This is a genomic window from Cutibacterium avidum 44067 (assembly GCF_000367205.1).
Classification (GTDB): Bacteria; Actinomycetota; Actinomycetes; order Propionibacteriales; family Propionibacteriaceae; genus Cutibacterium; species Cutibacterium avidum.
Window position 1 is genome coordinate 2,170,400 of the sequence record NC_021064.1, and the last position, 23,878, is coordinate 2,194,277.

General features: G+C 64.9%; 18 protein-coding genes and 1 tRNA gene. 5 read left to right on the plus strand and 14 right to left on the minus strand.

Translation table 11 applies throughout. The annotated features are described in order from the left end of the window. Positions 1-101: 101 nt before the first annotated feature. The 5 genes from PALO_RS09985 to PALO_RS10005 all read right to left on the minus strand — a co-directional run bounded on the left by PALO_RS09985 (position 102) and on the right by PALO_RS10005 (position 5,749). Positions 102-1,094 carry a Gfo/Idh/MocA family protein gene (locus PALO_RS09985; RefSeq protein ID WP_015583446.1) on the minus strand — a complete coding sequence of 331 codons (993 nt, stop codon included), beginning with the start codon at positions 1,092-1,094 and terminating at the stop codon, positions 102-104. Then, positions 1,094-2,206, minus strand: a complete 1,113-nt coding sequence (locus PALO_RS09990) for a DegT/DnrJ/EryC1/StrS family aminotransferase (protein WP_015583447.1) — start codon at positions 2,204-2,206, stop codon at positions 1,094-1,096. Before PALO_RS09990 ends, PALO_RS09985 begins: the two co-directional genes overlap by 1 nt. A gap of 91 nt (positions 2,207-2,297) precedes the next feature. After that, a complete protein-coding gene (locus PALO_RS09995) occupies positions 2,298-2,915 on the minus strand; it encodes an acyltransferase (protein WP_015583448.1) in 618 nt (205 codons plus the stop codon). A gap of 126 nt (positions 2,916-3,041) precedes the next feature. After that, complete coding sequence (locus PALO_RS10000) at positions 3,042-4,379, minus strand: O-antigen ligase family protein (protein WP_015583449.1); 1,338 nt, start codon at positions 4,377-4,379, stop codon at positions 3,042-3,044. After that, positions 4,376-5,749, minus strand: coding sequence for a glycosyltransferase (locus PALO_RS10005; protein WP_023033279.1), 1,374 nt, complete (start codon positions 5,747-5,749; stop codon positions 4,376-4,378). The genes PALO_RS10000 and PALO_RS10005 overlap by 4 nt, the downstream gene beginning before the upstream one ends. 81 nt (positions 5,750-5,830) lie before the next feature. On the opposite strand from PALO_RS10005, the gene PALO_RS10010 reads away from it, so the two are divergent. After that, positions 5,831-7,084 carry a tyrosine-protein kinase domain-containing protein gene (locus PALO_RS10010; protein ID WP_023033278.1) on the plus strand — a complete coding sequence of 418 codons (1,254 nt, stop codon included), beginning with the start codon at positions 5,831-5,833 and terminating at the stop codon, positions 7,082-7,084. A gap of 135 nt (positions 7,085-7,219) precedes the next feature. Here the strand turns inward: PALO_RS10010 and PALO_RS10015 are convergent, their stop codons facing one another. The 5 genes from PALO_RS10015 to PALO_RS10035 all read right to left on the minus strand — a co-directional run bounded on the left by PALO_RS10015 (position 7,220) and on the right by PALO_RS10035 (position 14,037). After that, positions 7,220-8,578, minus strand: a complete 1,359-nt coding sequence (locus PALO_RS10015) for an O-antigen ligase family protein (protein WP_015583452.1) — start codon at positions 8,576-8,578, stop codon at positions 7,220-7,222. After that, a complete protein-coding gene (locus tag PALO_RS10020; RefSeq protein ID WP_015583453.1) occupies positions 8,566-9,753 on the minus strand; it encodes a mannosyltransferase family protein in 1,188 nt (395 codons plus the stop codon). Before PALO_RS10020 ends, PALO_RS10015 begins: the two co-directional genes overlap by 13 nt. Beyond that, the gene (locus tag PALO_RS10025) at positions 9,750-11,129 is read right to left on the minus strand and encodes a membrane protein (RefSeq protein WP_036902167.1); all 1,380 of its coding nucleotides are present in this window, start codon (positions 11,127-11,129) and stop codon (positions 9,750-9,752) included. The genes PALO_RS10020 and PALO_RS10025 overlap by 4 nt, the downstream gene beginning before the upstream one ends. A 171-nt stretch (positions 11,130-11,300) precedes the next feature. Beyond that, entirely contained in the window at positions 11,301-13,625 is a 2,325-nt protein-coding gene (locus PALO_RS10030; RefSeq protein ID WP_015583455.1) for a transglycosylase domain-containing protein, read from the minus strand. After that, entirely contained in the window at positions 13,618-14,037 is a 420-nt protein-coding gene (locus tag PALO_RS10035; RefSeq protein WP_015583456.1) for a DUF5318 family protein, read from the minus strand. The genes PALO_RS10030 and PALO_RS10035 overlap by 8 nt, the downstream gene beginning before the upstream one ends. A gap of 203 nt (positions 14,038-14,240) precedes the next feature. On the opposite strand from PALO_RS10035, the gene PALO_RS10040 reads away from it, so the two are divergent. The 4 genes from PALO_RS10040 to PALO_RS12940 all read left to right on the plus strand — a co-directional run bounded on the left by PALO_RS10040 (position 14,241) and on the right by PALO_RS12940 (position 17,768). Then, positions 14,241-15,515, plus strand: coding sequence for a M16 family metallopeptidase (locus PALO_RS10040; RefSeq protein ID WP_036909878.1), 1,275 nt, complete (start codon positions 14,241-14,243; stop codon positions 15,513-15,515). 107 nt (positions 15,516-15,622) lie between these two features. Further along, the gene (locus PALO_RS10045; protein WP_187290352.1) at positions 15,623-16,873 is read left to right on the plus strand and encodes a M16 family metallopeptidase; all 1,251 of its coding nucleotides are present in this window, start codon (positions 15,623-15,625) and stop codon (positions 16,871-16,873) included. 149 nt (positions 16,874-17,022) lie between these two features. After that, positions 17,023-17,095 (plus strand) — tRNA-Ala (locus PALO_RS10050). A 382-nt stretch (positions 17,096-17,477) separates the two neighbouring features. Beyond that, a complete protein-coding gene (locus PALO_RS12940; protein WP_238138339.1) occupies positions 17,478-17,768 on the plus strand; it encodes a hypothetical protein in 291 nt (96 codons plus the stop codon). Between the two features lie 116 nt (positions 17,769-17,884). Here the strand turns inward: PALO_RS12940 and PALO_RS10060 are convergent, their stop codons facing one another. The 4 genes from PALO_RS10060 to kdpB are packed head-to-tail and all read right to left on the minus strand — an operon-like array spanning position 17,885 to position 23,877. Then, entirely contained in the window at positions 17,885-18,574 is a 690-nt protein-coding gene (locus PALO_RS10060) for a response regulator transcription factor (RefSeq protein ID WP_004810245.1), read from the minus strand. Then, positions 18,571-21,102, minus strand: a complete 2,532-nt coding sequence (locus tag PALO_RS10065; RefSeq protein WP_015583460.1) for a sensor histidine kinase — start codon at positions 21,100-21,102, stop codon at positions 18,571-18,573. Before PALO_RS10065 ends, PALO_RS10060 begins: the two co-directional genes overlap by 4 nt. Positions 21,103-21,144: 42 nt before the next feature. After that, the gene (gene kdpC, locus PALO_RS10070) at positions 21,145-21,750 is read right to left on the minus strand and encodes a potassium-transporting ATPase subunit KdpC (RefSeq protein WP_015583461.1); all 606 of its coding nucleotides are present in this window, start codon (positions 21,748-21,750) and stop codon (positions 21,145-21,147) included. A gap of 12 nt (positions 21,751-21,762) precedes the next feature. Continuing rightward, positions 21,763-23,877 (minus strand): potassium-transporting ATPase subunit KdpB, encoded by a 2,115-nt coding sequence (kdpB, locus tag PALO_RS10075; protein ID WP_015583462.1) that lies wholly within the window; start codon positions 23,875-23,877, stop codon positions 21,763-21,765. Between the last annotated feature and the right edge of the window lies 1 nt (position 23,878).

Genomic DNA, 23,878 nt, shown 5'->3' on the forward strand with positions numbered 1-23,878 from the left:
CTCGAGGCCGGTGGTGACTCGGCCGCTCGACCCAGGCCGAACGCGTCGGTGAACGCAATCGGGCCGGGCCTCGACGGCCCGGCCCGATCATGACCGATGTATCAGGAGATCTTGACGAACTCCCCGGAGGCGGCGGAGTTGATCATCGCCTCGCAGACCTGGACAACCTTGGCGCCCTGAGTCATCGTCACGATGTCGGATCCCTTACCCAGCACAGCGTCACGGAAGTTCTCGTGCTCGGTGCGCAGCGGCTCGGGCTTCGGGATCGCGAACCTGGTGACGTCACCCTCGGCAACGCCACGGAAGTTGGCGATGTCGTCCCACACCGTCGCAACCTTGGCGTTGGAGTAGAAGGTGAGGTCAGCGGTCAGGGTGTCCGCGATGAACATGCCCTTCTCGCCGGTCACGAAGGTACGACGCTCCTTGGTCGGGGTCAGCCAGTTGACGAGGTGGTTGCTCATGAGCCCACCGGAGAGCTGGCAGGTCGCCGAGACCATGTCCTCGTAATCCCGGCCAGCCTTGAACATGGTGCGGGCGGCAACCAGCTCGAACTCACGCTGGGTGACCCAGGCGGTGAGGTCGATGTCGTGGCTGGCGAGGTCCTTGACGACGCCGACGTCGGCGATACGGGCCGGGAACGGACCCTGACGACGGGTGGCCACTTGGTAGAGGTCACCGAGGTCGCCGTTCTCCAGACGCTTGCGCAGCGACTGCAGGGCCGGGTTGTACCGCTCGATGTGACCGACGGCACCGATGAGACCCTTGCTCTCGAAGGCCTTGGCCAGACGGGTGGCGGCGGCGGTGTCGTAGGCCAGCGGCTTCTCGATGAGGGCGTGAACCCCCGCCTCGGCCAGCTTGAGACCGATCTCCTCGTGGAACTTGGTCGGGGCCGCGACGACGCAGTAGTCGACTCCAGCCTCGATGACCGCGTCGACGTCGGGCAGGACGGGCAGGTCACCGGCGACCCCGAACGGGTCCTTGCCGGAGGCGTCCGCAATCGCGACCAGGTCGACGCCGTCGATGGCGCGCAGGTTGCGGACGTGGTTCTTGCCCATCGAGCCGATACCGACCATGCCGGCACGCAGGTTCGCCATCAGGCACCTGCCTTCGCGCAAGCGTTGACAGCGGCGACGATGCGCTCGAGGTCGGCCTGGGACAGCGAGGGGTGAACCGGCAGCGAGACGCACTCTGCGGCAACCTTCTCGGTGTTCGGCAGCTCGAGGCCAGGGGCATACGGGGCCAGCGAGGGCAGACGGTGGTTCGGAATCGGGTAGTAGACCCCCGAGCCGACCTGGTGCTCCTCCTTGAGGGCGGTGACGAAGCGGTCGCGCTCCTCGCCGGTGGCTCCCTCGAGACGGATCGTGTACTGGTGGTACACGTGCACGTAGCTCTCGGGAACGACCGGGGTGACGGCCTCGGTGATGTTCTTCGACAGGAAGGCCGCGTTCTCCTGACGGGTCTTCGTCCAGCCGGCCAGCTTGGTGAGCTGAACACGACCGATGGAGGCGTGAATGTCGGTCATGCGGTTGTTGAGGCCGACGTACTCGTTGGCGTAACGCTTCTCCATGCCCTGGTTGCGGAGCATGGCAGCCTCGCGTGCGACCTCCGGGTCGGAGGTGGTAATCATGCCACCCTCACCCGAGGTCATGTTCTTGGTCGGGTAGAAAGAGAAGGCGCCGAAGGTACCGAAGGTACCGACGTGCTTGCCGTCGATGCTGGCGGCGTGAGCCTGGGCGCAGTCCTCGAAGACCCTGAGGCCGTGCTTCTCGGCGATCTTGAGGATCTCAGGCATGTTGGCCGGCAGTCCGTAGAGGTGCACCGGCATGATCGCGGCAGTCTTGTCGGTGATGGAGGCCTCGATGGAGACCGGATCCAGGTTGAAGGTCACCGGGTCGACGTCGGCGAAGACCGGCTTGGCGCCGGACAGGGCGACGGAGTTGCCGGTGGCGGCGAAGGTGAAGGAAGGAACGATGACCTCGTCACCCTCACCAATGCCGGAGGCCAGCAGACCGATGTGCAGGGCCGAGGTGCCCGAGTTGACGGCCACGCAGTGGACCCCGTCGACGACCTGGGAGGAGAACTCCTCCTCGAAGGCGTGGACCTGGGGGCCCTGGGCGACCATGCCGGAGGCGATGACCTCGTCGACGGCCTTGCGCTCGTCATCACCGAGGATCGGCTTGGCAGGTGGAATGAACTGGGCAGTCACGTTGAAAGCTCCTAACTGTTCGGACACGATGTCCGGTTTGTGGGCGCCGTGGCACCCACAAAAGGGGGACTTGGGTTGGGGGACGACGACCTCAGGCCTGCTCGCCCTCGCTGACGAGAGTCAGCGTGTCGGTCTCGGGATCCTCGACGAACCGGTCCCCGGTTCGCGAGTCGATCCACTTGTTCTCACCGTCGGGATCCAGCGGGAAGCCGGAACGACCCACCCACTTGACTCGACGAGCTGGTACACCAGCCACCAGGGCATAGGCCGGGACATCCTTGGTGACGACCGATCCGGCCGCCACCGTGGCCCACTCACCGATGGTGACGGGGGCGACGCACACAGAGCGGGCGCCGATGGCGCAACCGCGCTTGCAGGTCACGCCCACCTGCTCCCAGTCGTCAGCCGACTTGAGGGAGCCGTCGGGGTTGATGGCGCGGGGGAAGTGGTCATTGGTGAGGACCACCGCCGGACCGATGAAGACCCCGTCCTCCAGCTCCGCCGGCTCGTAGACCAGCGCGTAATTCTGAATCTTGCAGTTGTCGCCGACGCGGACGCCCTCGCCGATGTAGGCACCACGGCCCACCACGACGTTGCGTCCGAGGACAGCTTCGCTGCGGACTTGGGAGAGGTGCCAGATCGACGAACCGTCGCCGATGGTCACACCGTCGTCCAGATCGGCGGTGTCGATGATCCGTGGTTCACCCATGTGGGACGCCTTTCATGCCGGTTGCATCGGGTCCAGCGTACTCGCGCCCAGGACAAGACGCCGACAGGGCCGCTCTCAGGAGGCCGAACACGCCACAGGACATTGGCCCTCAGATGTGGAAGGGGCTCACTTCTGGCCGGCAGAGATGGCTCGAGCCAGAACTCGGCGTCGACGGGGAAGCCGCCGGTCGTCGACATGGTACTTCGCAGATCTGCGTGGAGAGAGGCTGGTCCTGAGCAGGTACTGGCACCACAGCGCAATGGTGGCCATCTGGCACCAGACCGCCGGGGCCTTGAGGTACGAACTGTTGGCCATGGCCAGCACCGGGCAGAGGAGCAGGCTCACGCCCACCGCCTGCAGCAGGATCGTCTCGGTGTAGCCGGGATGCCCCCCGGCGCGGCGAATGGCTGCGATGAGAGCGGCCAGCGCCAGCGCGACCAGGATGACGCCGACCAGGAGGCCGTACCCCACGAAGACCTCGGTGAAACCGTTGTGCGGATCGATGGCGCCGTAGGTCCGCCACGGCGCGGCGGTCACTTCCACCGTGTACCGACCCGGTCCGATGCCGACGCCCTTGGTGTTCACGAACAGCCATCCGGCGTTCTGGTACAGGTGCAGACGGGTCTGACCGGAATTCGAGTTGAGGTTGACGATGAAGGTGTTGTAAGCGTCGATGAGTTGGGGAATCATCCCGGCGGCAATGACGAAAATGGCACCCACGCACACCCCGATGGCTGCGATCATCGTCAGAACTCGAGAGCGCACGCACATCCAGGCCAACAGCACCAGACAGGCTGCCATGCAGAGTCTTGACCCGGTGAACCAGGTCACCGGCGCCACGAGGAGAGCGACGATGAAGTACGTCCACTTCAGCCAGCCCTTCTCGAGCTGCCATCCGACGATGAGGGCAACCATGCCGGCAGTGATGAAGTAGGCAAAGAGGTTGGGATTGACCATGAAGGAGGCGATGTCGGTCGCCGTCCTGCGGACATAGGCCGAGGCACCCAACCGGTAGTTGGGCATGTGTTTTCCTGTGGCAATCTCGAACAAGCCGGGCAGGATCGCGATGATGACGCCGCCGAGCCAGGCCCGGCACATGAGGATGATCCAGGACAGCCCGTGGCCGACGAGGGTCAGGGAAATCATCGTCAACAGGCCGACGAGAACTCCCAGAATCTCCTTGAGGCCCTCAGCATCCCTCATGAGGAACAAGCCCATCGCGATCCAGAACATGCCGACGGCGATGAGGACCTGGGAGACGATCTCCACCCGTGGGCGCGCCGCCAGAGCGGCCAGTACCAGGACGACGACCAGCAACCGCACCGGAGGCAGACCGGCGATGGTGATCGTCGAGGCCCATGCCGACGCGAAGGGCAACAAGATGAGGAAGAACTTCACGAACCACATTGCGACCCGGGAAGGCTGGGAGCTCGGAAGATCGGCCCGCTGTGCCAGCGTTGTCATGCCTGCGCCACCGTCACCATTCGGTCGACGAAGACGTCGAAGTTGTGGTCGGCGTCGTACTTCTCGGCCACCAAACGGGCCACCTCCTGACGAGTCCGGTCGGACTTGGCGTCATCCATCCGCGCCGCGATGAACTCGGCCACCTCTGACGCTGATGGATCGGACGGCATCAGCCAGTCCGGAGGAAGGATCTCACGAACCCCGCCCACATCGGTACCGATGACCGGTACGCCGCGCACCATCGCCTCCATCATGGACACTGGGATGCCCTCCGAGGAGCTGGTGTTGACCAGGACGTCGGCCTGGTGGGTGCGATACCAGGCGAAGAGCTCGTCGTGTCCGAGCTGGCCCAGCCATTCCACCTCGACCCCACGAGGCTGGAGTTTCTCGGAAACTCGGGCAGCAAGCTCGTCATGGAGACGCCCCTCACCAGCGTGAACCCAGCGCAGGGTGGTTGATCCGCATCGCTGGGACAGTTCCGCCAGAGAATCGATGAGCAGGTCGAGCCGCTTGAAGGGGGTCATGGTGCTGACGGAGAAGACGGTGAAGACGCCGTCCGGGCTGGGCCGGCACCACTCCTCGCGCGAGGGGATGTCGACACCCAACCGGCTAACGACCACGTTATTCTCATCAAAACCATAGCGATCAACACAGAACTCGGCGCCATCGGCCGCGATCGGGGCCAGCAGGTCGACCTCGTCAACGATCTGGCGCACCGCGGGATGATGGCGCAGGGGGTGACGATCCTCGTAGATGTCGGCGTTGTGAGCCCGAGACGCCACACGGCGCACTACCCCCTGCTTCTTCGCCAACGCAGCACCCACTGTCGAGACGGCCAGCCAGTAGGTGTAGACGAGATCGATCCCGCCGTGTTCTCTCGACAGTTCGGCCAGGGTGCGTCGGACCATGGTGATCTGGGCACAGGACCGCAGGGCGAAGACGAAGCGAGAACGGTTCAGACGGCCCAAACTGGCGAGATCGCGAATTTCTCGCCAGAAAACGCCGGACGTCAGGGCATCGAGAACTGACAGCACACGTCCTTCATGGCTTCCCCACTTCTTCACCAGGCGGGTGTCGAGGGTGACACCTGCAGGAAGATCACGGGGCTGGACATTCGGTGTGTCGTTCTTCTCCGGCAGGATCACCATGTCGATGCCGCGACCCGCCCAGTGAGGCAATTCCGCGACAATGAACTGCTCGGCAGATCCGTAGGGAAACCGGGACGTCACCAGGACGACCAGCGGCGTGTCATGGTGTCGGCTGGTTGCCTGGCCCGAAACTCCCTGGGAAGGGCGGCCATGGCGAACCCGCTGCGCAAGCCAATGTTGTGCGCGTCCCAACACGCCAGACAGTGCGCCTGATCGTTGCATGGCTGATGCTCCTCAGTTGTCCTACGGGCTATGGTTGTTCCAGCCTATACACACCTCCACCCCTGACAGATCGGTTGTTGGATGCAGCTACGTACAGTGTTCCGGAACGCGCGCCATTTCCTGGCCTCATCGGCGATTACCGCCGTCATCGTCGCAGTGGTCGCCGGGGTCGGCCACTACGCCATGTCCCATGCGAGCTACGAGGCCGAGGCCGACGTCTTGTTCACGTCAGAAGCCTTTAACACCTTCCAGAATCCGGCGGCGGCCTCGGAATACACCACCCATCTCGTCACCTCTTATGCCGACTACCTCAGTTCGGCCGCGGTGCTGGAGCCCCTCGGTGCCAGCCTGGACCCCCAGGTGTCGTCAAAGTCGTTGGAACAGGCGATCAAGGTGACCCCTTCCCCGATGTTCCTGCAGATCATCTACTCCGGCGACGATGAGGACGACACCAAGAGGATCGTCGACACCATGGTCACGGACCTCAAGAAGGCTGTCTCCCAGGTGCCGCATGCCAGCAACAACAAGCCGGTGCTGTCCATCTCCAAGGCGACCGTCATCACCTCCCCGGTGCGGGGAAGTGAACGCTCCGTCACCAAGAGCATCATCGTCGGTGTGCTCATCGGCATCCTCGTCGGTCTCATCTACCTCTTCGTCCGAGCCATCCTGAACACCAGGATTCGCACTCCGGAGAACGTCGCCGAGGTTGTCGATTCCTCGGTTCTGGGCCGAGTCTCGGCATCCCCGACGACCAGCGAGATCACCCCGCTGGCCCACAACATCTCCTTCATGCCGGCCCGTGACGGCATCCGTACCGTCTCCTTGTGCCCCAGCTCAGAGCGCACCCAGGCCGGAGCGATTGCCGCGGCTGTCGCCGGCAGCCTGGCCCGCACCGGTACGAGGACGGTGCTCGTCGACGCCGATCTGGCCCATGGCAGCGCAACCCAGGCACGCGGCCTCGACCGTTCCACCGCTGGGCTGTCTGATCTGCTCGCCGGTCGCGCTCATGAGGCTGACGTCCTCGTCACCGGCAAGGGTGACGAGGCCGACTTCATCCCGGCCGGAACGGCCACCGACAACGGCGGCGAGTTGCTCGGCGGTGAGGCGCTGACGGCCCTGCTGCACGAGCTGGGCTCCCGCTACGACACCGTGATCGTCAACGCCTCTGCAGGGTTCGAGGCCTCTGACTCCCTCACGGTTGCGTCCAAGACCGCCTCGACGATCGTTGTCGTGGGCGAGGGAGTGACCTCACGGCGCGAACTCAGCGATCACCTCGAACTGCTGTCGATGTGCCACGCTCACCTGGACGGTGTGGTTCTGGCTCGCAAGAAGTAAGCGCTTCTGGAAGACCTCTTGAGTGACGGTTGCCGGTTTCCGGCAACCGTCACTTTCCTTGTCCCGAGAGGATCGTCTCATCAGAGGGCCGCGGTCAGGAGCTGCCGTCGCGACGTCGTACAGCCTCAATCAGTACTACTCGGAGTGTCCGCTGCCTGATTCACCAGGGCATGATTCAACAGTGCCGGGGCTTTCCAGCGAGGCTGCCACCGGACCAACCCGTTCTCCATCACAGCCGCGAGAGGCCAGCACACAACCAGCAATGAGCCACCACCACGTCGAGACGGCGAAGTTCTTCAGCAGATAGGTGTCGAAGACCCAGGCGGCCGTGGTGGCAGCCAGAACCATCGAGGTCACCGCCCAGGCCGAGCGACGACGCACATCATGCCAGGCATTGGCCCACACCAGGACGACAGACGCACACAGCACCAGGAACATCAGGATGCCCAACTCCGTGAGCACCGCGACGAAGACTGAGTGGGCAGAATTGAGGGCACTCCCGAACGGAGTGCCGATGATGCCGGCCCCCGGAGCCGCAATGAACTTGTCCTCGATGGAATACCACGGGAAGACCCGACCGGATCCCACGCCGAGAAACAGGTACGTCCAGGAGCCGGAGACCGCATTCCATCCGACCGAAGCGGCATGAAGACGAGCAGGGGAGGCCCACGTGGCCAGACGTTGCAGGGCGGGTACACAGATGACGAGGGCGGCCAACATCGCCGCTCCGGCCGCCGCAAGACCCCCCACGATGCGGGGATGGTATCGTCCCCAGGCTGCCAACGCCCAGGCACCGAAGATGAACAGCACGATGAGGGCGGCACGGGAACCGGTGGCGATCGTCATGCCGACGGCAAGACATCCCACCATGGCCAGGGCGAGCCGTCGCGGACGCGTGCGAGTCACCCTCGAGGCGTCGAAGAAGACACCGGCTGCCAGGAGGATCGCGACGTGAAGAACCGCCGAGCCTCCCATCGCGCTGGCAAGCCTGGGACTGCGGTGGATGGACGCCTGAACCGGCCAGTCCACGAGAGCTCCGAGAAGCACCGCGGTGGACCCTCCGAGGGCGGCCAGTCGGCGAGCAGGGCGTGACATGACAAGTACCGTCGCCACTGCCGCCATCAAGGTGACCAGGGCTGTCACAGGTGGCATCACCTGGTGGATACGTGGCACCGTCGTCCGCCACACGACGGCTTTCGGGGCCACCATCGAGGAGATCAGGGCCCAGACCAGGATCGTCGCGATCTCGACGATGAAGATCCAGCCAGTTCGACTCATGGAATGACGTCGTCGCCATGCCGCTGGGGCCAGACAAATGGTCAGGATGGCGCACCCGACAAGCTGAATCGAGACTGTCCAAGGGGTCCACAAACCATGACGGGTGTCGATGAGTTGCATCGCGAACAACGCGACCACGACGCCAACCACGACGATCTTCTCAAGGGTCGGGAGAGTCCAGACCTTGCGCGCGTATACGAGCCTCAACTGGCCCACCCCCCGGTGAAGAATCGCCAGCCCCACCACGCCACGACGGCGAGATCGGCGACGATGACGATGCCCATGACTCCGCGCCACAGCAACACCAGACCGGGCGGTTTGGACGGGCCACGAGTGAGCTCAGCCAGCGCGACGAAGAGCGGGAACCACAACAGAGTGGCACGGTTGACGCTCATGTACCAATAACCGATCGAGAAGGCCACGACTTGGATACCAACCCACGCTGCCGAGGCCCAACGGCGACGGATCAGGCAGTAGATGAAGACGAGGATACCCAGGACGACCGAGACCAGCTCGAGCCGAAACACGATCGCCACTCCGACTGGCCCCGAGCCGTAGGTGGCTTCCCAGGTCTCGGGGTGGGTCGCGGGCAAGGTGTGCCGCAGTGTCTCGACCGGGGTGGTGAAACCGCGTCCCCAACCCTTGGTCTGCGCCTGGGACCAGGCCGTCCACGACCCTGTCAGCCGATGCAACCACACCGCGAAGGCCACGAGAACAGCAGCTGGCACCAGCAGGGTCGAAAGCCGATTGACGATCTCGGTATTACGGCGGCGTCGAGCGGCTTGGCTGGTGAGACGACGCTGGTCCCCGTCGCCAAGGACTGCCATCACGGCCAGGGCACCGACGAGGAAGAGCCCTGACACTCGGAAGGTGCATGCCAGTCCGGCAAGCAACGCGGCTGGCCACCATTTCCCGGCTCGGGCACGCTCCCAGGACCAGAATGCGGCGGCGCAGAACGGGGACTCGGTGTACCCGACGACGGTGAAGACCGCCGTCGGGGCGATCAGCCACAAACACGCCGGGACCGTGCCGCCGATACGGAACAGCGCCCAGGCCGCCAAGGCCGACCCGACCAGGCCGAGCAGAACTCCGGTGACCTCCATCGGTAGACCGATGAGGCTGCCGACCTTGAGCAGTGCCGGAAGGCCAGGAAAGAAGGCCATTTCCAGGGGATCGGCGTACCCATTGCGGGCGATGGACATGAAGTGCTGGACGTCCCAGTTACCCGTCACCTGGGAGAAGGTGCGGTGGTACCCGGCCATGCCGACCACGGCGATGATGAACAGGATCGCTCGACTCCCCAACCATGTCTGGGCCACCAGGCGTCCGTCATCGGCGGGGGTGAATGACGTCGCGACTCGCGTCGACCTCATTGCTCCGGTGCGCGTCACCGGGCAGCCTCCGCGACGGGTTCACCTTCGGGCGCTGGGTCTGGTGCGTGGTCGAGCACCCCACCGGTGGGATCGTCGGCATACCCCACCCTGACGACGTCATTCCACGGCCGTCGGATGTCGTCGACAACTCCCCACGCGAACCAGATCTCACAGGCCAGGCGCAACACGATGGAGGCCCAGTAGACGATGTCGGCATCGGACCCGCCCGGCAGGGACAGCCCGCCGAGATGGGCCCAGACGGCCAAGGAGTAAAAGCACTCCCCCACCATGAGGACGGCCCAGTCGCGGAAATCGGGGCGGGCCAGGGCAGCCAGCGGAACGAGCAGCAGCACCCATTGCGGCGAGTACACCTTGTTGGTGATGAAGAGGATCAACAGGGCCACGCAAGCGACCTGTGCGATCCGCGGACGTCTCGGGACCGTCATCGACAGCCATGCCAGACCGAGCAGGCCGCCAATCGTCAAGGCGCCGGTGATCCAGCCGATCCCAGGGATTGTGCCGCCCGAGGAGTCCTGGATGACGTACCACATCGTGCCCAGACCGGTGCCTGACCAGAAGGCCGAACGCAGGTAGGTCCACCAGGTCGTCAGACTGAGGCAGCACGCGATGACATGACAGGCCATCAACACGAGGAACCCGGACAGCAGGTATCGCCCCAGCTCCGGAAGCCGCGTGGCGCGCAGACAACACACCAGGACGGCGAAGGCCACCACGGCGGCCTGCAGGCTTCCCGCGCAGGCCAGACCGACGAGGATCCCGGCCAACCATGGACGGCGACGGGACCAGGCCAGCATCGACGTGGTGGCCAGGGCGACCGGGACCATGGAGAAGTCGATGAGACCGGCCAGGTAGACCGCTGGACACAGCACCACCCAGAAGACGTCCCAGGAACGGCGTCGGACCTGGGTGGGACGGCCCTCTTCATCGACGGGAAGGTTGGTGTCCGAGCTGCGCCCCAGCAGCATAACCGAGATGACGACGGCCAGGAAAGCCACGAAGAGCACGACCTGGGCGACTCCCCAATAGGCGTTGGCTGCGTCGAGAACCTGCTGGTCAGTGGCCTTCGGGGAGACTTCCGCACCGAAGACCCACACCACACGGCGACAGAAGGCCATGAGAACAGTCACGAGAGGGGTCTGGGCGACGTCGGGGTTCGAGAAGAGTGATCCGCCGTGGCCCATTCCCGAGGACCGATAGATCGTCGGAATGTCCGAGTAGCACTGCCGCTGGTACGGATCGACGGTCTTGGACGCGACATGCTGCACGCACGGAGTGACGCGGTAGATCGTGAGCAACCACACCACGATCGCGCTCATGACAGCCCACGGACCTGGGTCGAAGAAAATGCCGCGTGGCCAGGCATGACGCCCCATGCGCCCACCAATACGGCGATCCAGCCCCAGCTGAGACACGCGGGATCGCCTCGGGACGTCAAGGGCACGGCGACCTGCGTAACCCGTGGATCCGCCGTTCGGGCGTGCGACCGCATGACTGTTGACCGCCACGGCGTCGTCGTTCTGATCGGGGATGGTCACGTCGTCAGGCTACCCACTGTGTGCCTGATCACCCGGTTGACTCCCGCCGCGCGTCGTCTCTCCCGAAGTGGGATGGATAGTGTGTGTCGGTCTGGCGGTGTGCGTCGGGCGCCGGGTGTGGGTCGGCTCAGTCCTCGTCATCGTCGAAGACGGCTTGGGAGGCTCCTGGCTGGCCGTCGACGACGGCTTGGAACTCGGGGTCGTCGATGCTGCAGGGACCGGCGCCGACGGCTCAACCGGCGACTCGGGATCGTTCGAGTCCGAATTGTCGGAGGTGTCCCGAGAATCCTCTTCAACTGGCACTTCCGGACGCTTGGCCTCGCCGTAGTGCTTGCCGGACAGATTCACCCAATCAGGGTCGGCAAAGGACTCATCAGGCGTCCCCTTCATCGCCGTCTCCATGTAGTCGCGCCAAGTGCGCGCCGGGTAATCGCCGCCATGGAAGCCGGTAGCCCCCTCGCGAGCGTAGGGGTCGAGGTTCTCGTTGCCGCTGTCACCTGCGACGAACATGACGGCCGTCGAGATCTGCTTGGTGTAAGCGACGAACCAGGCAGCCGTCACCCCGTCCCCGACGCCGGAAGTACCCGTCTTTCCAGCGACGTGATGGTCGAAGTCGGCCACGATTCGACCGGTGCCTTCCTCGACCACAGACTGCAGGGCGTAGCTGAGATCGTGGCTGATATCAGCCTCAATGGTCTGCTTCGACGGTTTAGGAGCCTGATAGACGACCTTTCCGGACTGGTCGACGACCTTGCCAACGACGTGAGGGGTGGCCTTCTTACCGTCATTCGCGATCGTTGCGTAGCCGCCGGCCTGGGCCAGTGGGCTCACCTCGGCGGTGCCCAGGGCGATGCGGTTGTTGAGGTCCCATCCGGTGCCCTTGGGAACCCCGGCGGCATTGGCGGCCTGGACAACGTCCTTCGGGCCGTCCTTCATCCGCGAGACCATGTCGACGAAGGCGGTGTTGATCGACTTCGCAATGGCTCGCCGCATACTAACGGTGCCGTAGTTCCGGTTGTTCTCATTGCGGACCTCCGTCGTGTCGCCGTCGGGAGTGAAGGCGTCGCCTTCCAACCGGGAGCGCAGGCTGAAACCATGCCGCATCCCAGCCACAGCCGCATAGGTCTTGAAGGTGGACGCCGACGGGCGCGGAGTGCGAGCCCAGTTACGAGTGTTGGAAATGTAGTCGTCACCACCGTAAATGGCCAACACACCACCAGTCTTGACGTCGACCGAGGCGAGAGCCGGATGAAGATTCTCCGCCCCCTTGGAGCCTGCGTTGCGACCTGCGATCCTCTTGTACTTCTGGCCGGCCGCAACCGCTGCCTTCTGGTCGTTGCGATCGAGGGTGGTCGTCACCTTGAGCCCGCCACCCTTGATCTGCTGGTCTGAGAATCCCCTCGCGATGAGCTCGTCATGGACCATCTTCATGAGGTAGCCGTCGGTTCCCGCCCACCGGTTGTAGTCGGGGACCTTCGGGAACTTCGGCAGCTGCCGATACGCCTCGTCGTGCTGGGCCCGGGTGATGTTTCCGGCCTCGAGCATACCGTCGAGGACGTAGCGGTAACGCTGCAGCAACCTCTCTCGGGCGGCCACTCCGCCGTTGGGGTCAAAGTTGGCAGGGCTGTTGAGGACCGCCGCCAGCACTGCCGACTGAGACAAGGTGAGCTTGGAGGCGTCGGTGTAGAAGAACGCCTTCGCGGCAGCCTGGGCTCCGTAAGCTCCGCGACCGAAGTAAATGGTGTTGAGGTAGCCGGCGAGAATGTCCTGTTTGGACACCTCCTTGCCCATCTTCACCGCGAGGAGGAGCTCCTTGAACTTGCGGCTCATGGTGCGTTCCTGGGACAGGTACAACACCTTGATGTACTGCTGGGTGATCGTCGAGCCCCCTTGCATTTCACCACCTCGCGCAATGGCCCACGCGGCGCGAACCATGCCCTTGACCGAGATGCCAGGATCCGTCCAGAAGGTACGGTTCTCGGCTGAGACGACAGCGTTGCGCAGGTCCTTGGGCATCGACTCATAAGGAATCGACTGACGGTTCTGCACCGAGAAGGATCCGAGCCGGCTGCCGTCACGGTAATAGATGAACGAGGTGTTCGTCTGGAAGTCATGGTTGGGGTCGGGCAGCTCGGTGCGTTCATAGGCGACGAAGACACCAATGACGGCGATGATCGCCAGCGACAGGATCGTCACCAGCATGCCCCACAGGAACTTCTTCAGCTTCCCGTGGCGTCCGCGCCTGGGTCTGGCTGCGGGGAAAGCCGACCGGGCGCCACCCGGTGCGGGAGCGGCTCGGCGTGCTGGCCGCTTGGCAGGTTTGTGATCAGCCATAGATGTCCTCCACGGTCGGCTGATGGCGAGGTGGGCGACGACGTCGACCATCCCCCAGGACGTAATCGACGAGGATGTGGTTCCACAGGCAGTCGGGACAGACCTCGACCTCATAAACGTGGAACTCACCGAACTGGTGCTCCATCTCCTCCAGTTCGTCAACGGTGCGGATGCGTCCCGAGTACTGGCCCAGCTGGTGGCCGAAGACATGGCGCAGCAGGACTAGCCGCGGCGACTCGCAGACCGGACAGTCGTGGTCGAGGGGCTCGCCGTGGTGCATGGCGGCACGCACCAACATGGGGTCGGCGTCGCATGCCGTGGGGGCATTGAGGTCGACCCGGGGGCTGAGCAACGCCTCCAGGGTGTGACGGCGTTGCAGGGCGTGGGACACCACGTTTCGCTGCGTCTGCATACCCTCCAGAGTACGGCGCGATAAGGACGGATCGGCGCAGGTGGTGTTCCGCAACGGGTTGTGGGAGAGATTTTGAGGGTCCTTCTGCCCGCCTGTGGTGATCGGGTTGATGATCGTGGGCAGTGCTACGGAAGGTGGTGGCACCGAGCCTCAGAAACCACTTCGCCACCGCGAGCCGACCCACGGCGTCATCGGCTGCCCCTATGCTCGAACCCATGTCAGAAGGCCTCCAGCTACACCGCACGACCCTTGACAACGGGATGCACGTGGTCGTCAATCCGGACGCCACCTCCCCCGGTGTCGCCGTCAACATCTGGTACCAGGTGGGATCGGCCGACGAGGAGGTCAGCCGTTTCGGATTCGCCCACCTCTTCGAGCACCTGATGTTCTCGGGTACCACGAGCGGCATCGCGTCAAGCGAACACCTGGCCACCGTCGAGTCGGTGGGAGGGTCGGCCAATGCGTCCACCAGCTTTGACCGCACCAACTACTACGAGACGGTTCCCGCCGGGGCGTTGGAGCTGGCGTTGTGGTTGGAGGCCGAGCGGTTGGCCCATCTGGCCGTCACCGAGGAGAACCTCGCCACCCAGCGGGAGGTCGTCAAGGAAGAGAAACGGCAGCGCTACGACAACACCCCTTATGGTGACCTGCTCGATCTGCTCCTGGACGGACGGTTCGGGGAGACGCATCCGTACGGGCATCCGACCATCGGTTCGGTGCCCGATCTCGACGCTGCCCGCCTCGACGACGTGACGGCCTTCCATTCCACCTGGTATCGACCCGACAACGCTGTTCTCGTCATCTCCGGGTGCGTCGAGGCTGATGAAGGTCTCCTTCTCGCCGAGAAGTACCTGGGAGCGGTACCCACCGCCACCGGTGACCTCCCGACGCGCATTCAGGGACCAGTTCGCCACGACAACCCGCGGGTGGTCGTCGAGCGCCCGGTGCCCCGGACCGCGGTGACCCGATCCTGGGCCACCCCGCCCATCACCGATCCTGACAACCTCGCCGTGGCGATGGCCATCGATGCCATCGGATCCGGGATGAGTTCGCGTCTCATCCGCGCCCTCGAGCGGGAGCGTCACCTGGTCGACGGCGTCGCGATGAACGACTTCGGGCTGTCCCGGGGGTCCTCGGCCGCCTTGGTGTCGGCCCACCTCAAGCCGGGAGTCCCCGAGGAGGAGCTGACCGGAGCCGTCGACGAGATCATTGCCGAGTTCGCTGCCAACGGGCCGCGGGAAGCCGAACTGGAACGGGCCCGGGCGCAGGTGGAACGGGACTGGTTGGAATCCTTGGCCGTCGTCGACGAACGGGCCGACCTGCTCAACATGCACGAGACCCTGTTGGGGGACGCCAACCTCGTCAACACCCACCTCGACCGGGTGCGTGCGATCACCGCTGCCCAGGTCACCGAGGCCGCGAAACGGTGGCTCTCCCCTGAGCAAGCATCGACCGTCGTCCACAAGGAGGTGGCGTGATGAAGACCCTCAATGATCGTCCACACGTGCAGCCCGGCTCGCCGTGGTCCTTCCCTCGGTGCAGCGTCGAGACCCTGTCGACCGGTCTGACGGTGGTGCGCATCCCGATGCCCGGTCAGCGCATCACCACGATGGAAATCGGGTTGGACGCGCCCCTGGGTGCTGAGCCGGCTGGCCTCGAAGGTCTTGCCGGACTCGTCGTCCGCACTGCCGACGAGTCGACCGGACCCCACCCTGATGCCGCATTCGCCGAGGCGATGGAATCGATCGGGGCCAGTTACGACGGGTCGGCCGGGTTGACCGGCAGCCACGTCGGCGTCGACGTGCCCATGACACGGTTCAATGGCGCTGCCGAACTCTTCGTCGAGCTGCTGAGGGCCACCAGCCTGGCCGAGGCCGACATCTCCCGTCAGGTCGACGTCGCCCGGGCTTCCCTGGCCCAGACCAGCCAGCGTGGGTCGGCCCTGGCCGGGCTGGCTGCAGCCCGTGCCCTCTGGCCGGAGGGGTCGCGGTCAGCCCTGCCCACCATTGGCACCCTGACATCGGTAGAGAAGCTCGATGCCGAGGCTGCCCGGGAGTTCTGGACCGCACACTGGACCCTCAGCGACGCCGTGTTGGTGGTTGCCGGAGAAGGGGTCGAGAGCCTCGACCTTTCGGTGTTCGAGCAGTGGACCGCCGGTGGGTCGCCGGTGGAGGTCGCCCCGTCGAGGTCTCGCGTTGGTGGGCCGCGAGTGATCCTCGTTGACCGTCCCGACGCTGTGCAGGCCGATGTGAGGATCCAGCAGGCGACGGTGGGACGCTCCCACCCAGGATGGGCGGCCCTCAAGGTGGCGTGTGGTGCCTTGGGCGGCACCTTCGGGTCGCGGCTCAACCAGGTGTTGCGAGAGGACAAGGGCTGGTCCTACGGGGTGGGGATGTCGGCTCGCCCGCTGCTCGACGGCGGGGTGGCGACGGTCTCTGGATCCTTCCGCACCGAGGTCGGCGCTGACGCCGTCGCCGAAGCGTTGAGCATCCTCACCTCCGATGACGACCTGCGTGACGACGAGGTCGATGCCGCCCGCGACCACTCGGTGGGTATTGCCCCGCTGCAGTTCGACACCGCCGGAGCCGTGGCCCATCAGGTGGCTGCTCTGGTGCGGGCGGGTCTGGCGCCGACCTGGGTCGACGATCACCTGGCTGCAGTGGCCTCGGTGAGGGTGGATGGTCAGGAATGGTCAGCCAACACTGCGTGGCGCCAACTTCTCAACCCCGACGACTGGCGGATCGGGATCTGTGGTCGAGCCGAGGACCTGGCTCCGGCGTTGGCCAAGCGTGGGTTGGAGCCAGTCGTCGTCAACCCCACCGAGGTGCTGTCATAGGCGGCTTGTTCTACACGGAACTGCCAGAAAACCGGGATGGTGACGTCATCATCGGGTTTTCAGGCAACTTTTTGGCAGCTCCGTGTAGCAACGCGCCCGTACTCGACTCGCCGAAAGGGGCTGAGTTCCCCTAGACTGTTCGGGTCCACGGGGCATTGGCGCAGTTGGTAGCGCGGCTGCTTTGCAAGCAGTAGGTCAGGGGTTCGAATCCCCTATGCTCCACGTAAGAAAAGAAAATCGAAACCTGCCCCGCCTGATGGCGGGGCAGGTTTGTTTCTGCGGTGACTTCGGCCGGGGCGTCGGTGAGACTGACGAGCCTTACCGTGATCTTGGTCGAGACTGTCCGGCGGTCTCTCGTCCCGCCACTGTGCCGGGGCTCTGAAGAGGTGCACACGGAGTGAGCACTTGGATGTTGACGTCGATTTGGTGTCAGCATCCAACTTGCTTTACGCCACCAGCGTTAACGAGGGATCTGTGTGCCCGCGCAACGACGATCGTAGTCGGGGACATCTCCTCGAACGTCACCAAGGCCAACTACTCCACGGATGGCTACCGTGACCAGTACTGGGATGCTGTGGGCTTCAGCCAAACCCCGAGCGGGATCGTGAGCACACAGCATGGCAGTACGACAACCGAGCAGACCGGTGCGGGTACGTTTGCGTCCCCGCTGCAGCGGAACGGTGCCGGACAGAACAACACCGATAGGCCGTGGGTAGACACCTTCACCTTCGGCAGCGTGTCCTCCAGTGGACTGACGATGGAATACACGAACCGCTTCCTCAAGGAAGCCTTGATTGGCGGCGGCACCTACGTTGGTAAACCAGGCGAGCCGCTCTTCGGCTGGCAGGCCATCAACATTCAGTCGATCTCGTTCACGAGCAACAACTGCGCATGATCGAAACGGAACGGAGATGATGGTCAGCTCTGTTCAGGGCTGACCATCATCGTTCCACGGTCGGCGCGCTGAATCTCCGTCAGCGATGGTCGGAGGACCCCGGCCAAGCCCGAGGATCAGTCGTGCGGATCAAGCACCAACCGATACCCCATCCCCGCATCGGTGATGAGATACCGAGGATTACTCGGCTCGGGCTCCAACTTCTTGCGCAACTGGGAGATGTACAACCGCAAATACCCCGTGTCGGTGACATGCTCCGACCCCCACACCTGGCTCAGCATCGTCTGTCGAGTCACCAACCGACCCTCGTTGTGGATCAACAGCTCGAGCACCCGCCACTCCGTCGGCGTCAACCGGACATTAGCCCCGTCACGAGTAACGGTGTGCGAGGTGAGATCAACCCGCACCGACCCGAAAGCGATAACCGGCTCGGAATCCCCCTCGTCCTGGCCAATCCTCCTCGTCAGGACCCGAATCCGCGCCAACAACTCATCCATCGAGAAGGGCTTGGTGACGTAATCCTCAGCCCCGGCGTCGAGGGCCTCCACCTTCTCCGCCGACCCCGACCGTCCCGAAATAACCAGGATCGGCGCCTGGGACCACCCCCGCACCGCCTCGATGACCTGAACCCCGTCCAGACGCGGCATGCCGAGATCCAGCAGGATGATGTCGGGCTTGTGATCGACAGCCATCTCGAGGGCGTGCTGACCATCGCGGGCCAGCAGGATCTCGTATCCGCGCGCCCCCAGGGTGATCCGCAGCGCCCGCAGGATCTGCGGGTCGTCGTCAGCAATGAGAATCTTCATCGAGCACTCCCCTCCTCAATGTCATCGTGATCCACATCATCGTGGCCAGCCGCCGCATGGCCCACCCTCGGCAGGCTGATGACCATCGTCAGGCCACCACCAGGAGTGTCCTCCAACGCGAGGGTGCCATCCATCCCCTCGACGAAACCCTTCGAGAGGGCCAGCCCCAGTCCCAGCCCGACGGTCGAGTCGGCGTCCCCCAACCGTTGGAAGGGCACCATGACGTCATCGCGACGATCCTCCGGAATCCCCGGACCATGATCGATCACGCGGATCTCCACCCGGTCGGCGAAACTGCTTGTCGCGAGCCGAACCCGGCCACCTGCTGGCTCATATCTCAGCGCATTCGACAACAGGTTGACGACCACCCGCTGCAATAGGGCCGGATCGGCGACCATCTCGGGCACGTCGGCTCCCAGATCGATCTCGACATCCGCCGGCCCCAGGGACAACTCATCCAAGGCCGGCATGATGACCTCGGCCGGGTCGACCGACATCACCGAGACCCCGAGCACGCCGGACTGCAGCCGGGAGACGTCGAGCAGGTCGGTGACGAGGTTGGCCAGTTTCCCCAGGGCGTCATCGGCGGTCTCCAACAGGTCATCACGATCCTGGTCGGACAGACCGGCTCCCTCGCTGCGCAGACCTGAAACGGCAGCGGTCGCGGCCGCAAGGGGCCGACGAAGGTCGTGTCCCACCGCCGACAACAAGGCCGTTCGCACTCGGTCCGTGGCGGCCAGTGGCTCCACCGCCTTGGCCGTTTCCTCCAGTTGCCGCTGGTCCAGGGCCGTCCCCAACTGGGTGGTGATCACCGACAGCAGGCGACGCTCGGAGGCGTCCGGCTCAGGCCCGTGGAACTCGACCACCGAATGATCGTCGATGTGCTGCTCGGTGACTTCATCGCTGGTCGTACCCGAGCTTGCCACGACGCGTCCGTCGGTCAGCACCCGGGCCCCCGACAGCCCGAAGGCCTCGGTCGCCTTGGACAACAACGACTCGACGGCGTCCTCACCGTGCAGCACCGATCCGGCCACCGACTCCAGCAGCCCTGACTCGGCGGCCGCGCGACGTGCCACCCGGGTCTTGCGGGCAGCGCGGTCGACGACGAAGCTCACCAGGGCGGCCGTGAGCAGGTACAGCAGCAGAGCCACCATGTGCAGCGGCTCGTTGACGGTGACGGTGTAGAAGGGCTTGGTGAAGTAGTAGTCCAGGGCAATACCCGAGGCCAGAGCCGCGACGAAGGACGGCAGGGCACCGCCGACCAGGGCCACCACGACAGCCAGAAACTCATAGGTCAGCACATCCGTCGTCAGGGCCTCGGGGCTGCGCGTCGACACCAGCAACCAGGTCAGCAGTGGCCCGAAGACCGCCAGCACGACGAAACCGGCGATGCGGCGACGAGTCGACAAGGACCCACCCATCCGTGGCAGCCGGATTCCCTTGGCCTGGGCACCATGACTGACGATGTGGACGTCAATGGCACCCGAAGCCCGAATGATGTCGGACTCGACGTCATGACCCGTCAGCAACCGCGACAACTTCCCACGCCGACTCGCCCCGATGACGAGCTGGGTGGCGTTGACCGACTTCGCGAACTCGATGAGAGTCTCCGGGATGTCGTCGCCGACGAGCTGGTGAAAGGACCCTCCCAACTGGTCCACCAATCCACGCTGACGAGCCAGTTCACCCGGGTGCGGGGAGCGCAGACCGTCCTCGGTGGTGACGTGGACGGCCAACAGTTCACCACCCCCGGCTCGAGCGGCGATACGGGCACCGCGACGCAACAGGGTCTCCCCCTCGCGTCCACCGGTGAGGGCGACGACCACCCGCTCGCGGGCCTCCCAGTGGGAGTCGATCCCGTGCTCACTGCGGTAATCGGCCAGGGCGTGGTCTACCTCGTCAGCAACCCAGAGCAGGGCCAGCTCGCGCAGGGCGGTGAGGTTGCCCAGTCGGAAGTAGTTGGACAGGGCGGCGTCGATCCGCTCTGCCGGGTACACCTTGCCGCCCGAGAGCCGATCGCGCAGGGCCTGCGGGGCGAGATCGACAACCTCCACCTGGTTGGCCTTGCGCAGCACGGTGTCCGGGATGGTCTCGCGCTGCGGCACCCCGGTGATCTGTTCGACGACGTCATTAAGCGACTCGATGTGCTGGATGTTGACCGTCGAGATGACATCGATCCCGGCGTCCAGCAGTTCCTCGACATCCTGCCAGCGCTTTTCGTGACGCGACCCGGGCGCGTTGGTGTGGGCCAGCTCGTCGACCAGGGCGACGTCGGGATCGCAGGCGAGTACCCCGTCGAGGTCCATCTCGGACAGCTCGATGCCGCGATGTACGACGAGGTGGCGGGGGACGATCTCCAGCCCCTCAGTCATGGCCGCGGTGGCTGCCCGGCCGTGGGTCTCGACGACGGCGATGACGACGTCGGACCCACTCTTGCTCAGGTGCTTGCCCTCGTCGAGCATGGCGTAGGTCTTGCCGACGCCCGGTGCCGCGCCGAGCAGCACCCGCAATCGTCCCCGAGCAGCCACCTCGTCCTCCTTCAGGCCATGATCACGAACTGATCACGTCAGTCAGTGCTGACGATCCAGTTCGGCATTGAGGGTCACGACATTGACCCTAGTCGCACCGAGGAATCCGAGCTGGCGTCCGTCAGTGTTGTTGGCGACAATCCCACGGACGACACTGGGATCGAGGTGACGGGCCTTGGCGACCCGGCTGACCTGGATCTCGGCGTAGGCGGGGCTGATGTGCGGGTCCAGACCAGAGGACGACGCCGTCAGGGCATCGGCCGGAACCCTGCCGGCATCCACCCCGTTGAAGGTCGCCACCTGGCTGCGACGCTCCTTGATGGTCTTGGCCAGGTCCGGGTTCTCAGGCCCCATGTTGGAACCACCCGAGGAAGACCCGTCGTAACCGTTGTCACCGGCGGCCGACGGGCGCGGCTGGAAGTACTCCGGCAGCGGCTTGCCGTCCTTGTCGGTAAAGGACTGACCGATGAGGGTCGAGCCGACCACCTTGCCGTTGACCTCCAGCTGGGAGCCATTGGCCTGCCGATGGAGGACGAGCTGTCCCAGCCCGGTCATGACGCCGGTGTACACGACGCCGACGATGACGGTGAACAACAGGATCGAGCGCAGCCCGACGAGGAGGGTACGAGTCCTGGAGGAAATGATCATGATGGGCTCCGATCAGAAACCGGGAATGAGACGGACGAGCAGGTCGATCAGCCAGATGCCGATGAATGGCGCGACAACTCCGCCCAGGCCATAGATGCGCAGGTTCCGGGCGAGAATCTTCGACGCCCCGGCAGGCTTGTAGGACACTCCCTTGAGAGCCAGCGGCACCAGGATGACGATGATGATCGCGTTGAAGATGATCGCCGAGAGCACCGCAGACGCCGGGGAGTGCAGGCCCATGATGTTGAGGGCCGACAGGCCCGGGTAGGTCGCCATGAAAATCGCGGGGATGATCGCGAAGTACTTGGCGATGTCATTGGCGATGGAGAAGGTCGTCAGGGCGCCGCGCGTGATGAGCAACTGCTTGCCGATCCCGACGATGCTGATGAGCTTGGTCGGGTCGGAGTCGAGGTCGACCATGTTGCCGGCCTCCTTGGCGGCCGAGGTACCGGTGTTCATGGCGACACCCACGTCCGCCTGGGCCAGGGCCGGGGCGTCGTTGGTGCCGTCACCGGTCATTGCGACCATCCGGCCGCCCTCCTGCTCCTTGTGGATGTAGGCGAGCTTGTCCTCCGGGGTGGCCTCAGCCAGGAAGTCGTCGACCCCGGCCTCCTTGGCGATGGCGGCAGCCGTCAGCGGGTTGTCACCGGTCACCATGACGGTGCGGATGCCCATCCGACGCAACTCGGAGAACCGGTCGGTCAGGCCTTCTTTGACGATGTCCTTGAGATGGACGACGCCGAGGACCTTGCCGACATGGTCGGGGGTGCGCACTGCGACGACGAGCGGGGTGCCACCGGACTCGGAGACGGCGTCGACGCGACGATCCATGTGGGCGAGGGTGTCGATGTCCATGTCGATGTGGGACTCCGTCAGCCAGGCTCGCACGGCCGAACCGGCACCCTTGCGGATCTCGGTGCCGTCGGGCAGGTCGATGCCGGACATCCTGGTCTGAGCGGTGAAGGGGACAACCTCCCCCTGGTCACCCCAGGCATCGGCGTCGAATCCCTGCTCGCGAGCCAGGTCGACGATGGAGGTGCCCTCCGGGGTCGGGTCGGCCAGGGAGGACCGGGCGGACACGTCGCGGATCTCCTCCTCACTGACGCCGGGCATCGCGATGAACTCGCTGGCTCGACGGTTTCCGTAGGTGATGGTGCCGGTCTTGTCGAGCAGCAGGGTGGTGACGTCACCGGCGGCCTCGACGGCTCGGCCCGACATGGCCAGCACGTTGTGCTGCACCAGGCGGTCCATACCCGCGATACCGATGGCCGAGAGCAGGGCACCGATGGTGGTCGGGATGAGGCAGACCAACAGGGCGACGAGAACCGTGATGCCCACCGGCCTGGCGGCCAGGGAGGCGATCGGGTTCAGGGTCAGGGCGACGATGACGAAGACGATCGACAGGCTCGCCAGCAGGATGTTGAGGGCGATCTCGTTGGGGGTCTTCTGGCGTCCGGATCCCTCCACCAGTGCGATCATGCGGTCGACGAAGGACTGGCCGGGCTTCGAGGTGATCTTGACGACGATGCGGTCGGAGAGCACCTTCGTGCCACCGGTGACGGCGGAACGGTCGCCGCCGGACTCACGTACCACGGGGGCGGACTCACCGGTGATGGCCGACTCGTCGACCGAGGCGATGCCCCAGATGATGTCCCCGTCTCCGGGGATCGTCTGGCCTGCCGTCACGACGACGACGTCGCCGTACTTGAGGTCCGAGGAGACGATCTCGGTGGTCGTGGTGTGCTCGGCCGAGGGATCGTTCTTCTCGTCCCAACCATCGACGCGCAGCGCGTTGGTGGCGGTGCGGGTCTTCCTCAGGGTCTCGGCCTGGGCCTTGCCGCGGCCCTCGGCGATGGATTCGGCAAGGTTGGCGAAGACCACGGTGAGCCACAGCCAGACCGCGATGACCGCGGAGAATCCGGTCGGCACACGGCCGTCGGTGATGTGGGTGAACGGCTCCATGACGGCGACGATCGTCGTCAGGGCCGCGCCGACCCACACCAGGAACATGACCGGGTTGCGCCACTGGGCACGCGGGTCGAGCTTGCGGAAGGCACCGGGCAGGGCCTGGCGGACCTGGGCCCCGGTGAGGCCGCGGGAACGCGAATTCGAGGTGATGACGGTCATG

Excerpts from the sequence above, each read along its gene's own strand:
- PALO_RS10045 (WP_187290352.1), top strand. The coding sequence starts at position 15,623 with ATGCCCGGTCAGCGCATCACCACGATGGAAATCGGGTTGGACGCGCCC.
- kdpC (WP_015583461.1), bottom strand. The coding sequence starts at position 21,750 with ATGATCATTTCCTCCAGGACTCGTACCCTCCTCGTCGGGCTGCGCTCG.
- PALO_RS10030 (WP_015583455.1), bottom strand. The coding sequence starts at position 13,625 with ATGGCTGATCACAAACCTGCCAAGCGGCCAGCACGCCGAGCCGCTCCC.
- PALO_RS10005 (WP_023033279.1), bottom strand. The coding sequence starts at position 5,749 with ATGCAACGATCAGGCGCACTGTCTGGCGTGTTGGGACGCGCACAACAT.
- kdpB (WP_015583462.1), bottom strand. The coding sequence starts at position 23,877 with ATGACCGTCATCACCTCGAATTCGCGTTCCCGCGGCCTCACCGGGGCC.
- PALO_RS10010 (WP_023033278.1), top strand. The coding sequence starts at position 5,831 with ATGCAGCTACGTACAGTGTTCCGGAACGCGCGCCATTTCCTGGCCTCA.
- PALO_RS10035 (WP_015583456.1), bottom strand. The coding sequence starts at position 14,037 with ATGCAGACGCAGCGAAACGTGGTGTCCCACGCCCTGCAACGCCGTCAC.
- PALO_RS09985 (WP_015583446.1), bottom strand. The coding sequence starts at position 1,094 with ATGGCGAACCTGCGTGCCGGCATGGTCGGTATCGGCTCGATGGGCAAG.
- PALO_RS10040 (WP_036909878.1), top strand. The coding sequence starts at position 14,241 with ATGCTCGAACCCATGTCAGAAGGCCTCCAGCTACACCGCACGACCCTT.
- PALO_RS09995 (WP_015583448.1), bottom strand. The coding sequence starts at position 2,915 with ATGGGTGAACCACGGATCATCGACACCGCCGATCTGGACGACGGTGTG.
- PALO_RS10060 (WP_004810245.1), bottom strand. The coding sequence starts at position 18,574 with ATGAAGATTCTCATTGCTGACGACGACCCGCAGATCCTGCGGGCGCTG.
- PALO_RS10000 (WP_015583449.1), bottom strand. The coding sequence starts at position 4,379 with ATGACAACGCTGGCACAGCGGGCCGATCTTCCGAGCTCCCAGCCTTCC.
- PALO_RS10025 (WP_036902167.1), bottom strand. The coding sequence starts at position 11,129 with ATGGGGCGTCATGCCTGGCCACGCGGCATTTTCTTCGACCCAGGTCCG.